The organism is Pseudomonas chlororaphis subsp. piscium, from assembly GCF_003850345.1.
In the GTDB taxonomy this organism is placed as follows: Bacteria; Pseudomonadota; Gammaproteobacteria; order Pseudomonadales; family Pseudomonadaceae; genus Aquipseudomonas; species Aquipseudomonas piscium.
The window spans coordinates 401,764-416,606 of sequence record NZ_CP027707.1; the positions used below are offsets into that span (position 1 = coordinate 401,764).

At 62.1% G+C, this 14,843-nt stretch carries 14 protein-coding genes and 1 tRNA gene; 7 read left to right on the forward strand and 8 right to left on the reverse strand.

The window, feature by feature from the left end:
* Window positions 1-35: 35 nt before the first annotated feature.
* From C4K38_RS01810 to C4K38_RS01850, 8 genes are all read right to left on the reverse strand, one after another.
* Window positions 36-650, reverse strand: a complete 615-nt coding sequence (locus C4K38_RS01810) for a DUF3304 domain-containing protein (RefSeq protein ID WP_081001414.1) — start codon at window positions 648-650, stop codon at window positions 36-38.
* Entirely contained in the window at window positions 575-1,414 is an 840-nt protein-coding gene (locus C4K38_RS01815) for a DUF4123 domain-containing protein (RefSeq protein ID WP_081001415.1), read from the reverse strand. Before C4K38_RS01815 ends, C4K38_RS01810 begins: the two co-directional genes overlap by 76 nt.
* The gene (locus C4K38_RS01820; protein WP_053277049.1) at window positions 1,411-3,495 is read right to left on the reverse strand and encodes a type VI secretion system Vgr family protein; all 2,085 of its coding nucleotides are present in this window, start codon (window positions 3,493-3,495) and stop codon (window positions 1,411-1,413) included. The genes C4K38_RS01815 and C4K38_RS01820 overlap by 4 nt, the downstream gene beginning before the upstream one ends.
* A gap of 911 nt (window positions 3,496-4,406) precedes the next feature.
* Window positions 4,407-4,482, reverse strand: a tRNA-Phe gene (locus C4K38_RS01830).
* Window positions 4,483-4,585: 103 nt separating this feature from the next.
* Entirely contained in the window at window positions 4,586-4,858 is a 273-nt protein-coding gene (locus tag C4K38_RS01835; RefSeq protein WP_007921798.1) for an oxidative damage protection protein, read from the reverse strand.
* Entirely contained in the window at window positions 4,855-5,922 is a 1,068-nt protein-coding gene (gene mutY / locus C4K38_RS01840) for an A/G-specific adenine glycosylase (RefSeq protein ID WP_053277050.1), read from the reverse strand. Before mutY ends, C4K38_RS01835 begins: the two co-directional genes overlap by 4 nt.
* Window positions 5,919-8,147, reverse strand: coding sequence for an AsmA family protein (locus C4K38_RS01845; protein ID WP_053277051.1), 2,229 nt, complete (start codon window positions 8,145-8,147; stop codon window positions 5,919-5,921). Before C4K38_RS01845 ends, mutY begins: the two co-directional genes overlap by 4 nt.
* 68 nt (window positions 8,148-8,215) lie before the next feature.
* Window positions 8,216-8,626: an acetyl-CoA sensor PanZ family protein gene (locus C4K38_RS01850; RefSeq protein WP_053277052.1), complete on the reverse strand. Its 411-nt coding sequence runs from the start codon at window positions 8,624-8,626 to the stop codon at window positions 8,216-8,218.
* Window positions 8,627-9,027: 401 nt separating this feature from the next.
* On the opposite strand from C4K38_RS01850, the gene C4K38_RS01855 reads away from it, so the two are divergent.
* From C4K38_RS01855 to C4K38_RS01885, 7 genes are all read left to right on the forward strand, one after another.
* On the forward strand, window positions 9,028-10,689 hold the full coding sequence (locus C4K38_RS01855; RefSeq protein ID WP_053277053.1) for an OFA family MFS transporter: 1,662 nt from the start codon (window positions 9,028-9,030) through the stop codon (window positions 10,687-10,689).
* Window positions 10,690-10,964: 275 nt separating this feature from the next.
* Window positions 10,965-11,558, forward strand: coding sequence for an imidazoleglycerol-phosphate dehydratase HisB (gene hisB, locus C4K38_RS01860; protein WP_007921806.1), 594 nt, complete (start codon window positions 10,965-10,967; stop codon window positions 11,556-11,558).
* Complete coding sequence (hisH, locus tag C4K38_RS01865; protein ID WP_025808284.1) at window positions 11,558-12,196, forward strand: imidazole glycerol phosphate synthase subunit HisH; 639 nt, start codon at window positions 11,558-11,560, stop codon at window positions 12,194-12,196. The genes hisB and hisH overlap by 1 nt, the downstream gene beginning before the upstream one ends.
* On the forward strand, window positions 12,197-12,457 hold the full coding sequence (locus tag C4K38_RS01870) for a DUF2164 domain-containing protein (protein WP_053277054.1): 261 nt from the start codon (window positions 12,197-12,199) through the stop codon (window positions 12,455-12,457).
* 42 nt (window positions 12,458-12,499) lie between these two features.
* Complete coding sequence (gene hisA, locus C4K38_RS01875) at window positions 12,500-13,237, forward strand: 1-(5-phosphoribosyl)-5-[(5-phosphoribosylamino)methylideneamino]imidazole-4-carboxamide isomerase (protein ID WP_053277055.1); 738 nt, start codon at window positions 12,500-12,502, stop codon at window positions 13,235-13,237.
* A gap of 9 nt (window positions 13,238-13,246) precedes the next feature.
* Entirely contained in the window at window positions 13,247-14,017 is a 771-nt protein-coding gene (gene hisF, locus C4K38_RS01880; RefSeq protein WP_007921812.1) for an imidazole glycerol phosphate synthase subunit HisF, read from the forward strand.
* Window positions 14,018-14,080: 63 nt separating this feature from the next.
* The gene (locus C4K38_RS01885) at window positions 14,081-14,836 is read left to right on the forward strand and encodes a substrate-binding periplasmic protein (RefSeq protein WP_053277056.1); all 756 of its coding nucleotides are present in this window, start codon (window positions 14,081-14,083) and stop codon (window positions 14,834-14,836) included.
* Window positions 14,837-14,843: the final 7 nt, after the last annotated feature.

Below are 14,843 nucleotides of genomic sequence, written 5' to 3' on the forward strand. Positions count from 1 at the left end.
ACTGATTGTGGAACTCAGCGTTGCGCTGCTCTTTTTTACTCCTTATGTTCACTGTGTTGTTCCTTGTTTGTTATGCGGTGGCTAGATGTAGATGTCGCTTGTGAGGATGTTTTGGCTGTCGCCGGTTGGCGGGATTCGAAAGGGCTAAATAGGTCGGGGCTCCATCCTAGACGAACCTTGTTTCCTGGATCAAAGCGAACATGCAAGTAGCGTTCTCCCTTAGCACGCTTGGGTATCGCAAGTTCCAACTCATGACGCTCTTCAACTGCACCTTGTAGTTGTTGTTTTCTGGTCATATCCAAGACCCATGTAATCTTTTCGGTAGAACCCTCAAAATTGCTACAGCACATGATTCCACCCCCACCCATTGCTGAGAGGTTACCGCCCCAGAGACCATTGATCCAGAAACTATATATTGGTCTGTCCGTATAATTTTCTGAGGTCAGCATCGCTGCAGGCATGTTTAATTTAGCGTGCCCATAGAACCCTATGGCTGGTACGAGCCACGCCATTATCACAAGTGGCAGCGTTCGTCGGCGCCAACGTAGTTGGGGCAGTAAACCCTGAGTTGTCTTCACTCGGATAGCCGTCTCATGGCGTGTCCAAGCGGTAGTTTCTTCTCTTGGACCAAAGTTTTTGCTTGTGACCATTTGGACCAGTTACCCGGAAACTCCCGATCAAAGAGGTTCAAGGTGGCGAAGAGGCTGACGTCTTCCGGCGTTTCAAGACCTTCCTTGCGGCCAGTGTCGATGGCTTTTTCTACTTGTGTCAGACGGTCGCCATGACAAGAACTGGTGAATACTTCCGGCGCCGAACGTTCTAGTTCGGTCACCAGGTTGTAGGCCAGTGGGTCCAGCTCCAAAGCCTGCCAAAGCTTGGCGTCGAGCGTGATGGGGTGATACTCCGACAGCTGTTTGTTGCAGCCGCCCTCGAAGCATTGCCAGTCGTTGTCATCGGTTGGCAACCACCACTCTTTCAACGGGCCAAATAGCCAGGGATGCCAAGGCAGGTCTGGGCGATTGTGAAGCAGGGGCAATACTTCGGGGGCATAGCTGCGAATCAAAAAGACTTCTTCGACTTCATTCTTTGCCAGCAGCGCATCACTCAAATGCTCGTTCAACTGGTCGCCTGGACAATCGGAGCTGATCCAGCCCATGAGCGCCTGGCGAACCGAAAACAATTCGTGGGTAGAAAACTCATCGAACGTAAGGTGGCTGACGTCGACCAGCCAGGGACCGTATTCGCGTAATTCAGCGAACTCGTTCTGACGCATGATGGAGCGCCGCGAAAAGTCCGATTTCAGGAAACGCGTGCGAGCCTCATCAGGAAGTAAACCTGCTTCGACAATGGCATAGCGCGGTTGTGCGTTTGATTGCGCGCTGGTCCAGGCTTGAGAGGCAGTTAGAGAGGTCATGCAGGCTCCCCTGTTTGTAATGCAAGCTTTTGGCGTAATGCTTTTTTCCAGCACTCCACGCAAATACCCTTGGGCGGCGCCAGGCGCGGTATTGGCGCGTTCAAGCGACCCAGCAGCAGGCCGCCGGCCTTGTCGGCGTCGGCAAGCTTCAGCAACCCCGGAAGCAGTGCGGCAATGCCGGTTCCCACCCCCGGCGCGCCCCCGGAATTGATCTTCACATCGGCCCCGCTGATGATCACGCCACCGGCATCGAGCTTGACGAAGCTGCCACCGGCCTTGGCCGTCAGTTCGGCGCCGGCTTCCAGCACGGCTTTGCTCCCGGCCTTGTAGTGAATCTCCTGACCGGCTTCGACGAATTGCGCGGTGCCGATGTTGGCGTGCTGGGTGACGGCCACGGTGAGGTGGTCGTTGGCGCGGATTTCGCTCTTGCGGTCGAGGTGGGTGATGCGGTGTTCTTCGGCCTTGAGCTCGGTCAGGGTGTTGGCTTCGACTGTGTCGTGGCGTTCATTGCCGACGCGGATCCGCTGGTCGTGTTCGACGTTTTCGTCCCAGTCGCGCTGGGCGTGCAGGTAGATCTGCTCGGCGCCTTTCTTGTCTTCGATACGCAGTTCGTTATAGCCCTTGCCGCCCGGCGAGCTGAGGGTCTTGAAGGTGCTGCGGGTCTTGTTCGCCGGCAGGTCGTAGGGGACCACGTTTTCCTTGTGGTACAGGCAGCCGGTGACCAGGGGCTGGTCGGGGTCGCCTTCGAGGAAGGTCACCAGCACTTCCATGCCGATCCGCGGGATGGCGATGCCGCCGTAGGCCTTGCCGGCCCAGCCGCTGGCGACGCGAACCCAGCAGGAGGTGTTGTCATCGGCCTGGCCGTCGCGGTCCCAGTGGAACTGCACCTTGATCCGGCCGTACTGGTCGCAATGGATTTCTTCACCCTTGGGCCCGGTGACCACGGCGGTCTGGCTGCCCAGGGACTTGGGTTTCGGGTGTTCCAGCGGCGGGCGATAGTGTGCGTCCCAAGGCGTGGCGAGGAAGCGGTTGCGGTAGCCCTGATGGAAATCGTCCTTGTTGCTGGTGACGTCGCTGGTGATGTTCTCGCCCAGCACTTGCGGCTGCTTGCCCTCGTGGATCACTTCCAGCAGCAGCCACAGGTCGTTCCATTCGCTGCGCGGGTGGGCGGCCAGGGTCAGGAAGTGGCCGCTGACCAGGCTCGGCTCGTCGCCTTTGCCTTCGGCCAGCCGGTAGTCGCTGCGGTGGCGTTCCAGGGCGCGGGTTGCCAGTTGCTTGCCGCGGGCCTGCTGGGTGAACAGGCCGGGGTAGTCGTAGTCTTCCAGGTCCGGCATGACCCCGGACTTGGCCGCGCCCTCGGGCAGCAGGCGCGGTTTCTCGAAGTCGTAGTCGCGGCGGCTGACGCGGCTGGTGCGGGTTTCCAGGCGCAGGTTGAAGCGCTTGATCACCGGCTGTTCGGCGGCCATGCCGGAGTCCTGCTGGTAGTTCACCGCCGCCAGTTTGCGGAACACCGTCTGGTCGTCGCCGAATACCAGTTTGTGGCCGCTGGCCGAGTGCTGGAAGTGGAAGTGGATGCCTTCTTCTTCGCACAGGCGCTGGATGAAGTGCAGGTCGGATTCGTCGTACTGGGTGCAGTAGACCCGCTCCGGGTAGGTGGCGCCGAGCTGGAAACTGTAGGCGTCGGCCAGGATGCCGCGGGCCTCGAGGACCTGGGCGATGATCTTCGGCACGCTCAGGTGCTGGTAGATCTTCTGGTTGAAGCTGTGGCGCAGGTAGTTGAGCTGCGGGGTCAGGCTGATGCTGTAGCGGGTCAGCTTGCGCCCGGAGTCGCCCTGGGCGATGCGGTACACCAGGCCATGGATCAGGCCTTTGCCCGAGCTCTTGCCTAAACCGCCAAAGGTCAGGCAGGCCGGTCGGTGCAGCAGCTCTTCGAGCTTGAGGTCGGGACGCGCGCTGACCAGTTCGATATCAAAGCAGAAGGGTTGGTTGAGGGCTTCGCGGCCGACGAAACTGAGTACTTGAAGGTCGACCGAGGCGCCTTCGATCGTCAGGGAAATATGGGTAGCGTTAGCATCCAGCATGCCGTGAAATCCATCCATTGAATAAGCAGGGGGCGGATGGTGTCGCAATCAACTAGCAGGCTCAAGTCAGCAGAGGGCTTGAATTCGCTATGGGCGAATAAATCAGATGGTTCCTACAGGTCTTTTCCGGTCCGTCTTACTGGGGTCGATAACGCCTTGTGGATAAGTACTGTCAGCGCCCTGATCGCTGTTACGTCCGGTCACTGACTGAGGATTGTGCTGAATGGGGAGGCCTGCTTACCCTGTGTCGGTCGCTGCCAAATCAGCGGCCGGGTGTAGGAACCCGCCTTACGATACGTACAGCTTCCGAGTAGAATCGGCCGCTTTTCGCCGCCTGTCTGTTATGGCGGCTGTACGTAGGCACGCTTTGGCGTGACCGGATCGTGTAGCCGGTTCCTACCCTGCGTACAGCTGCCACCCACCTTTTAGGAGGGGCTGGTGGTAGCTCAATTTTACGCACGGAGCTACATCAATGAACGGATACGTCTCGCTTCACAGCACTCCCGCTGATCATCCCGTCCTGCTTATCGACTCCAGCGTCTCACTGGTGGATTTATTGGTCTGCGCTGACTAGCGCGTTCGGGTCGCATGACCGCTCGTACGGGCTAACGAAAGTGATTTATTCCAAATAGCGGATATCGCCTCGCTGCTGCTGAGCGATCGCGTGGCGTTGTTGGACGTTGCGCAGGGTAAGGCGATGCAAGGGGATGTTGGCGGCTAAATCGTCTCCAGGAGCCTCATGGGAGCTGTAACGTTGCTTGGCAGCTCTTTCGCCTGGAGTTGGCCGATGACTCGCTCAAACAGCCTGGGCGGCAGCATGAAGGCGATCTCTGAGGATTGAAAATAAGCGACACCAAATCGCAGGCAATAAAAAACCCCTGAATCTTTCGATTCAGGGGTTTCGGTATTAGTGGTGCCCAGAGACGGAATCGAACCGCCGACACGGGGATTTTCAATCCCCTGCTCTACCGACTGAGCTATCTGGGCAACGGGGCGCATTAAACTGGTTTTTCGGGGGGGCGTCAAGCAAGTTTTGAAAAAAAGTTTAATTATTACCGCCGCTTACGTTCCCACCCCGATTTGCGGGCAATTACTCGGACGGCGGCACGTAGCCGTCGGCCTTGGCGTATTCCTCGCCGGAGAAGAACTTATCCATCTCGCCCTGCAGGTATTTGCGGTCTTCGGCGTTCATCATGTTCAGGCGTTTTTCGTTGATCAGCAGGGTCTGGTGTTTCTGCCAGTCGGCCCAGGCCTTGGCGGACACATGCTCGAAAATCTCCTGGCCCTTGGCGCCCGGGTACGGAGGACGCTCCAGGCCCGGCAATTGTTCTTTGTACTTGCGGCACATTACGGTGCGGGTCATTGCAACTCTCCTGCGTTCAATACGTCGGCCGCGCGTTTGAGCAGTTTTTTCACCGGGGCGGCAAGGCCCAGGCGCGGCGGGGTGGCGAGGTTATACCAGAGCCAGTCGGCCTCGGCCACGTGATGGGCGGCTGCCTGGACCTGCACTAGCCAGGGCTCGATGGCCAGCTGGAAGTGACTGAAGGTGTGCACCAGGCCGGGCATTGCCTGTTGCTTGCCCAGCTCCAGCGAGTGCTGCGCAGCCAGGTGTTCCAGGTCCGCCAGGTCGTCCAGCTCCGGCAGGCTCCACAGACCGCCCCACAGGCCACTGGAGGGCCGACGGTACAGCAGGATGGCGCCTTCGTGGTTGGCCAGCATCGGCATCAGCGTGCGTTTCTGCGGGACGGCCTTGCGTGGCTTGGGGATCGGGTAGCGGGTTTCCAGGCCCAGCATGTGCGCTTCGCAGCCTCTTTCCAGGGGGCACAGCAGGCAGCTGGGCTTGCTCCGGGTGCAGAGGGTGGCGCCCAGGTCCATCATCGCCTGGGTGTAGTTGTTCACCCGGGTCTGCGGAGTGAAGCGCTCGGCCGCGGCCCACAGCTGCTTGGCCACTTTGGGCTCGCCCGGGTAACCCTCTTGCGCGGTAAAGCGCGCCAACACCCGCTTGACGTTGCCGTCGAGGATCGGCGCGCGCAGGCCCATGCTGATGCTGGCGATGGCGCCGGCGGTGGACAGGCCGATGCCCGGCAGCTCGGTGAGTTTTTCCACGTCGTGGGGAAACTCGCCGCCGTACTCGGCGACCACGATCTTCGCGGTCTTTTGCAGGTTGCGCGCGCGGGTGTAGTAACCCAGGCCGGTCCACAGGTGCAGCACTTCGTCTTCCGGCGCGGCGGCCAGGGCCTGGACCGTCGGCAGCGAGGCCATGAACCGGTCGAAGTAGTTGAGCACGGTGCTGACCTGGGTCTGCTGCAACATGATTTCCGAGACCCATACCCGGTACGGGTTGATCTCTTGCTGCCAGGGCAGGTCATGGCGGCCATGGCGGTCGTACCAGTCCAGTACCGCCGGTGCGAACTGCTCGGCCCTCATCGTTTGAACAGCCCTTTGAGTGCGTTTTTCAGTTCCGGGCTGACCTTGTCGCCGAGTTTTTCATCGAGCTTTTCACTGAGGCGATCGCCGGCCAGCTTGGCCGCGACCTGGCCCAGGCCGTCGCGGTCCAGGCGGCAAGCCTTGGCGCCCAGTTCCAGCGGGCCGCGGCAGCGCAGCGGCAGTTCGATGCCGACAAAACGTTCGCCGACCTGGCAGGCCGGGTCCGGCATGTCGCTCTTGTCGCCTTCGACGACGATGCCGACGCGGTAATCCATGCCCAGCACACGCAGGTCGATGTCGCCATTGCCTTTGACGCTCATGCCCGGGATGCGCACTTTCAGGTCCGGGTTGCTGGCCACGCCGTTGCGCAGGGTCAGGTTGCCCTTGAGTTCCTGGAAGGGAGTGTCCTTGCCCCGTGGCTCGCTGCTCAGGGTCTTGCGGTTCAGCGTGGCGATGCCCTGGCACACCTGCTGTTCGAGGTTGGCATTGAGCAGCACGCCGTTGTTGACGACGAAGCTGGCGTTGCCGTTGAGGCTGTCGATCAGCGCTTTCTGGCTGTTGCCGCTGCTGGTCAGGTTACTGTCGAGGGTCACCAGGCCCTTGACCGGCGGGTTCTGCCCCTGGCTTTCCAGGATGCGCTCCACCGGCACCCGGTTGATCTTGGTCTGCAGGCTCAGCTGTGGCGTCGGCTGACGCACGTCGAGGTTGCCGTTGGCTTCGAAGCTGCCGTTGTACAGCTCGCCGCGCAGGCCTTCGAGTTTCAGCAGGCCGCCCTGGCCGTTGGCCTTGAGCGTGGCGTTCTGGATCGGCAGTTTGTCCAGGGTCAGCTGTCCGAAACTCAGGTCGGCGTCCACATCCAGCTTGCTCAGGCGTTCCACCGGCAGCAGGCGCTCGGTGCTCCAGGCGCCCTTGGTCGGCGCGTCCGGCAGCGGCGAGTTGGCGGGCCCGGCGACGGCGCTGGCTTCGCTGCTCTGCACTTCGGCCTTGCGCGCCACCGCGGCGCTGTTGGCTTCGGCGGACTTCGGCGGCAGGTAGCGGTCGACGTTGAAGGTGTCGGCCTTGAGCTGGGCACGCAGGGATTGCTTGGCCAGGTCTTCGACTGCCAGACGGCCACTGAAGCTGCTGTCGTCGAGTTTCAGGTTGATGTTTTCAAGGGCGATGCTGTTCGGCGTGGCGGACAGGCGACTGACCAGCTCGACCTTGCTCAGGCTGCCTTCGGCCATGGCCGGCAGGGTCTGGCCGATGCTGTCGACGAACTTGGCCAGGTCGAACTGGGCGATAGAGATGCCGCCGTTGAGCTGCGGGGTCTTGTCCAGGTCGTGGACCTTGAGCTCGCCGAGGGCGCGCAGTTGGTTGAGCGAGAGCTTCAAACCAGTCCATTCGGCAACGTTGGCGGCTTTGTCCAGCAGCAACTGGCCCTGGGCGGCGAAGGTCAGGGTCTTGCCTTGCAGCGGATCGCCAGCGGCTTCGCCGGACAGCTTCATGTCTTCGAACTGGTAGCGCTTGAGCACGCGGTCGAAGCGCAGCTCGCCCTTCAACTCGGTGCGCACGCGCACGGCCGGCTGGGTGCTGGCGAGGAAGGCGGTGAGCTTGACCGGGGTATTGGTCGCTTCGTGGATCGGCCCGGTGCTCAGTTGGATGCTTTCGGCGGTGAACTGCTTGCCGCTCTGTTCGTCGTTGTATTCCACCCGGGCGTTGTTCACGGTCAGGCTGTCGATATCCAGGCGGATCGGCTGCGCCGGTTTTTCCGTGGTGGCCGGGGTGGTGGCGGTGGTTTCGCCGGTACTGGTGGCCGGGGTCGCGGCCTGTTTGTCCGCAGGGGCGACCTTGCCGATGTCTTCCCAGTTGCCGTGCCCGTCCTTGTTGCGGGTCAGGCGCAGGTTCAGGCCTTCGACACGCACATCGCTCATCTGCACTTCGCGGCGCAGCAGCGGCAGCACGCGGACCGACAGGCCGAGCATTTGCAGGTCGGCGAACGGCTGGGTCGGGTTGGCCAGGGTGGCGACGCCGGCTTCATGCAGTTCGAGGCCGAGCCAGGGGAACAGGCTCCAGCCGATATCGCCATTGAGCGTCAGCTCGATGTGGGCCTTGTCGCGGGCTATCTGGCGAATTTCTTCTTTGTAGTCGTTGGGATCAAACAGGTGAGTCAGGGCGAAGCCGAGAGCCACGATGATCAGCAACAGCCCGAGAAGTACCAGACCCAGGATTTTGCCGAACGCTTTCATGGGCGAGTCCTTGTAGTGTCGAATTCGAATTTAGCCGGGGAGTATAACGCCCCGGGCCTGGCCACTGGTCACTGATCGCTTTGGAGCACATCCAGCGGTATCTGCAGCTTGGCCGCCAGCGCCTGGGCTTCGAGGTGCCCGGCGGGGGCCAGCAGGCGCAAGGTGGCGTCATGCCGGGCGGCCATTTTCTGTGCTTCGCTCACCAGTCGCTCGGCCACGCCACGGCGCCGGGTGATCTTGCGCACACACAATTGGGACAGGTGCCAGACGCCTTGGTGCCGTTGCAGGCGGGCGGCGCCCAGCAGGCGGTCGTTGAAGCGCCCGGCGATCAGGCTGCCGTCGCCCAGGGCGATCTCGATCAGCTCCTGGTCATCGCGCTGCGGCGCGAACAGCCAGGGCGGGGCATCGCGGTAGATCTTCTGCAGGTCCTGCTGATCCTGATAGCTGGCTTGTTTCAGCGACTCGACAACGATGGGCATGGGGAATCCTGTGCAGAGCGAAGGAATGGCTGGCCATTATCGGCAGCCGCGCGCGGGCTGGCGAGGGGCTGGCATCGTCGATGGAGCCGCGCCGGCTTTTGTAGGAGCGAGGCTTGCCCGCGAAGCGTTCTGCCTGACACACCGCATAACGCCCATCGCCGGCAAGCCTGGCTTCTACAGAGGCGTTATTGCCGTCTTGCGGAGCAGATGACGCGGAAAAGGTGATGGCAGTTTGCTCTTTCTGTCACGAGCAAATGGTAATCTCTCGCAGTTCATCTGCCCTTCTGCGACCAAAAGTCGCACTCTATAGAGCTTCACTCAATAAAACGGCCACGTCTGCGTGCAAAGGTCGTGAGTGAAGAGTGGCCGGCGAATAATTCCAATAATTGGGGGAAACACTCATGAGCACTAGCACCGAGGCGGGCGCCATTGCCGCCCAGCCGGCGTTCTTGTCCAAAGAACGCATCATCGCCAAGCCCGGTTTCAACCGTTGGCTGGTTCCACCGGCCGCTCTGGCCATCCACCTGTGCATCGGCATGGCCTACGGCTTCTCGGTGTTCTGGTTGCCGCTGTCCAAGGCCCTGGGCGTGACCGCTCCAGTGGCCTGTGCCCCGGACATGAGCTTTATCGCTCAGGTCTTTTCGTCCCAGTGCGACTGGCCGATCTCGATGCTCGGCTGGATCTACACCCTGTTCTTCATCTTCCTCGGCTGCTCCGCGGCGATCTGGGGCGGCTGGCTGGAACACGCTGGCCCGCGCAAGGCCGGTGTGGTGTCGGCGCTGTGCTGGTGCGGCGGCCTGCTGATTTCGGCGCTGGGTATCTATACCCACCAGATCTGGCTGATGTGGCTCGGCTCCGGCGTGATCGGCGGTATCGGCCTGGGCCTGGGCTACATCTCGCCGGTGTCGACCCTGATCAAGTGGTTCCCGGACAAGCGCGGCATGGCCACCGGCATGGCGATCATGGGCTTCGGTGGTGGCGCGATGGTCGGTGCGCCGCTGGCGGCGGCACTGATGAGCCACTTCGCTTCGCCAACCGGCGTTGGCGTCTGGCAGAGCTTCCTGGTGATGGCGGCGATCTATTTCGTGTTCATGATCGGTGGCGCGCTGTCGTACCGCGTGCCGCCGACTGGCTGGAAGCCTGAGGGCTGGACCCCACCGGCGAAAAAAGTCGCGAACGCGATGATCACCCACCGTCACGTGCATGTGAACGTGGCCTGGAAAACCCCGCAGTTCCGTCTGGTGTGGCTGGTGCTATGCCTGAACGTTTCCGCCGGTATCGGCATCCTCGGCATGGCTTCGCCACTGTTGCAGGAAGTCTTCGCCGGCAAGCTGCTGGGCAACGAACTGGCCTTCGGTCAGCTGGATGCCTCGCAACTGGCGTCGATCGCCGCGATCGCCGCCGGCTTCACTGGCCTGCTGAGCCTATTCAACATCGGTGGCCGCTTCTTCTGGGCCTCGTTCTCCGACTACCTGGGCCGCAAGAACACCTACTTCGTGTTCTTCGCCCTGGGTTTTGCCCTGTACGCGCTGATCCCGAATCTCGGGCACCTGGGCAACGTCGCGCTGTTCGTGGCGGCGTTCTGCATCATCCTGTCGATGTACGGCGGCGGTTTCGCCACGGTTCCGGCCTACCTGGCGGACCTGTTCGGCACCCAGATGGTGGGCGCGATCCACGGTCGCCTGCTGACCGCCTGGGCGGCGGCGGGTGTGCTTGGCCCGGTGCTGGTGAACTACCTGCGTGAGTATCAGTTGAGCATCGGCGTCGAGCGCGCCGCGGCCTACGACATCACCCTGTACATCCTCGCCGGCCTGCTGGTGCTGGGTTTCCTGTGCAACCTGCTGGTACGTCCGGTAGCCGACAAGTACTTTATGAGCGACGCCGAACTGGCCGCCGAACAGGCGCTGGGCCATGACAAGGGCGCGGACAGCAGCACCGTGCTGGAGTGGAAAGCCTCGTCCGGCAGCGTGCCGCTGGCGGTCGCTGCCTGGCTGGTGGTGGGCATTCCGCTGGCGTGGGGCGTGTGGGTCACCCTGCAGAAGACCGCGGTGTTGTTCCACTAAGCACTTTTGCGCCTGGCACTGCCGCCAGGCGCACAGTCTTTCCTGTAGGAGCGAGGCTTGCCCGCGATAGGGCACACGCGGTGTGCCAGACATGCCCGGTCAAGGTTCATCGCGGGCAATCGAGCGTCGACCGGCCGCTCCTACATGTCATGACAGGTATGTCCCCGGCTTTATTGGGTTCAGCCCGTCAGGATCTTGTCCTGCGTGTTCCTGTTTAGCCGCCGTCCGGCCTATAATGATCGCCTTTTTCGCCCAATGATTTTGCGGAGCTGGTGATGGCCGAACGTAAGGCGTCCGTCGAGCGCGACACTCTGGAAACCCAGATCAAAGCCTCGATCAACCTGGATGGCACCGGAAAGGCCCGATTCGATATCGGGGTTCCCTTCCTTGAGCACATGCTGGACCAGATCGCCCGTCACGGGCTGATCGACCTGGATATCGAAAGCAAAGGCGACCTGCATATCGACGACCACCACACTGTGGAAGACGTCGGTATCACCCTGGGCCAGGCCTTCACCAAAGCCATCGGCGACAAGAAGGGCATCCGTCGCTACGGCCACGCCTACGTGCCGCTCGATGAAGCGCTGTCGCGCGTGGTGATCGACTTCTCCGGCCGCCCTGGCCTGCAGATGCACGTGCCTTATACCCGCGCCACCGTGGGCGGCTTCGATGTCGACCTGTTCCAGGAGTTCTTCCAGGGATTCGTCAACCACGCCAACGTCACCCTGCACATCGACAACCTGCGTGGGCACAACACCCACCACCAGATCGAAACCGTGTTCAAGGCTTTCGGCCGCGCGCTGCGCATGGCCGTGGAGCTGGATGACCGCATGGCCGGGCAGATGCCTTCGACCAAGGGCGTGCTGTAATGCAGACGGTCGCGGTTATCGATTACGGCATGGGCAACCTGCACTCGGTGGCCAAGGCCCTCGAGCACGTCGGCGCCGGCAAGGTGCTGATCACCAGCGATGCCAATGTGATTCGCGAAGCTGACCGGGTGGTATTCCCCGGCGTCGGCGCGATTCGCGACTGCATGGCGGAGATCCGTCGCCTGGGCTTCGACGCGCTGGTGCGTGAAGTCAGCCAGGACCGTCCGTTCCTCGGCATCTGCGTGGGCATGCAAGCCTTGCTCGACCACAGCGAAGAGAACGACGGCGTCGACTGCATCGGCCTGTTCCCCGGCCAGGTGAAGTTCTTCGGCAAGGGCCTGCATGAAGACGGCGAGCACCTGAAAGTCCCGCACATGGGCTGGAACGAAGTGAAACAGGCGGTGAGCCACCCGCTGTGGCACAACATCCCGGACCTGGCGCGCTTCTACTTCGTGCACAGCTACTACATCGCCGCCGGCAACGCGCGGCAGGTGGTCGGTAGCGGTCACTACGGCGTCGATTTCGCCGCGGCGCTGGCCGAAGGCTCGCGTTTCGCCGTGCAGTTCCACCCGGAGAAAAGCCATACCCATGGCCTGCAATTGCTGCAGAACTTCGCGGCGTGGGACGGTCGCTGGTAAATGGCGGTCAAGAAGACCAAGGCGCCGATCCTGACCCTCACGCCCGAGCAGGAGAGTGAGGCCAATCGCAAGATCCAGCGCTTCATGGAAGATCGCTTCGAGCTCGACCTGGGCTCGTTCGAGGCGGCCGAGATTCTTGAACTCTTTACCCGCGAAATTGCTCCGCACTATTACAACAGGGCGATTTTCGATGTGCAGGCCCAGCTCAAAGAGCGGTTTGAAAGCATTGAAAGCGACCTGTGGGCGCTCGAGAAAAACTGATTTCCGAGTGAAGCTGAACAATCGAATTTGAAGGTTTGCCAGATGCTGATTATCCCCGCTATCGATCTCAAAGACGGTGCCTGTGTACGTCTGCGCCAGGGCCGTATGGAAGATTCCACGGTGTTCTCCGATGACCCGGTGAGCATGGCTGCCAAGTGGGTGGAGGGCGGCTGCCGCCGTCTGCATCTGGTCGACCTGAACGGCGCTTTCGAAGGCCAGCCGGTCAACGGTGAAGTGGTCACCGCCATCGCCAAGCGCTACCCGAACCTGCCGATCCAGATCGGTGGCGGCATCCGCTCGCTGGAAACCATCGAGCACTACGTCAAGGCCGGCGTGAGCTACGTGATCATCGGCACCAAGGCGGTGAAAGAGCCGGAATTCGTCGCCGAAGCTTGCCGCGCCTTCCCGGGCAAGGTGATCGTCGGCCTGGACGCCAAGGACGGCTTCGTCGCCACCGACGGCTGGGCCGAGGTCAGCAGCGTGCAGGTCATCGACCTGGCCAAGCGCTTCGAAGCCGACGGCGTGTCCGCCATCGTTTATACCGACATCGCCAAAGACGGCATGATGCAGGGCTGCAACGTGCTCTTCACCGCTGCCCTGGCTGCTGCCACCAGGATCCCGGTGATCGCTTCCGGCGGTATCCACAACCTGGGCGACATCAAGGCCCTACTGGACGCCAAGGCTCCGGGGATCATCGGCGCCATCACCGGCCGTGCGATCTACGAAGGCACCCTCGACGTCGCCGAGGCGCAAGCCTTCTGCGACTCGTACCAAGGCTGAGGACTCACCATGGCGCTGGCTAAACGCATCATCCCTTGCCTGGACGTGGACAACGGCCGGGTGGTCAAGGGCGTCAAGTTCGAGAACATCCGTGACGCCGGCGACCCGGTGGAAATCGCCCGTCGCTACGACGAGCAGGGAGCGGACGAGATTACCTTTCTCGACATCACCGCCAGCGTCGATGGCCGCGATACCACCCTGCATACCGTCGAGCGCATGGCCAGCCAAGTGTTCATCCCGCTGACCGTGGGCGGCGGCGTGCGTACCGTGCAGGACATCCGCAACCTGCTCAACGCCGGTGCGGACAAGGTCTCGATCAACACCGCGGCGGTGTTCAACCCCGAGTTCGTCGGCGAAGCGGCGCAGCATTTCGGCTCGCAGTGCATCGTCGTCGCCATCGATGCGAAGAAGGTGTCCGGGCCGGGCGAGACCCCGCGCTGGGAGATCTTCACCCATGGCGGGCGCAAGCCTACCGGGCTGGACGCGGTGGAGTGGGCGAAGAAGATGGAAGGCCTGGGCGCCGGCGAGATCCTGCTGACCAGCATGGACCAGGACGGCATGAAGAACGGCTTCGACCTGGGTGTAACCCGCGCCATCAGCGACGCCCTGGGCATTCCGGTGATCGCCTCGGGCGGTGTCGGCAACCTGCAGCACCTGGCCGACGGCATCCTCGAAGGCCACGCCAGCGCAGTGCTGGCGGCGAGCATCTTCCACTTCGGCGAGTACACCGTGCCCGAGGCCAAGGCCTACATGGCGCACCGCGGTATCGTCGTCAGATAGCCACTGGACAGCATGGCGGGCTCGCGGCACTCTTGAGCACGCCATGGATTCCGGTAGCCCGTCATGTTCAAACGTCTTCTTCTTGTTCTTGCCAGCGCTTCGGTTCTCTTCGCCGCAAGCGCTCGCGCAGCGCAAACGCCGGACACCTCCCTGGTGTTGCTGACGGAAAACTTCCCCCCCTACAACATGGCCAAGAACGGCAAGAACTTCGCCCAGGGCGAGAATATCAACGGCATCGCCGTGGATATCGTCCGCGAAATGTTCAAGCGTGCCGGAATCAACTACAGCCTGACCCTGCGCTTTCCCTGGGAGCGCATCTACAAGCTCGCCCTGGAGCAGCCGGGGTATGGCGTGTTTGTCACGGCGCGGCTGCCGGACCGGGAGCCGCTGTTCAAATGGGTCGGCCCCATCGGCCCGGATGACTGGATCATGCTGGCCCGGGACGACAGCAAGATCACCCTGCAATCCCTGGAGCAGGCGCGCAAGTACCGGATCGGCGCCTACAAAGGCGACGCCATCGCCGAGACCCTGGCCAAGCAAGGGCTCAAGCCGCAAGTAGTGCTGAAGGACCAGGACAACGCCAGGAAGCTGGTCGGCGGCCAGATCGATCTATGGGCCACCGGCGACCCCGCGGGGCGTTACCTGGCCAGGCAGGAAGGCGTGACCGGGCTCAAGACCGTGCTGCGCTTCCACAGCGCCCAGCTGTACCTGGCGCTGAACAAGGAAGTGCCGGACGAGACCGTCGCCCGGCTGCAGGCGGCGCTGGACCAACTGCGCGAGGAAGGCGTGGTGGAAGAGATCATGGGGCGCTATCTGTAGGCAGACG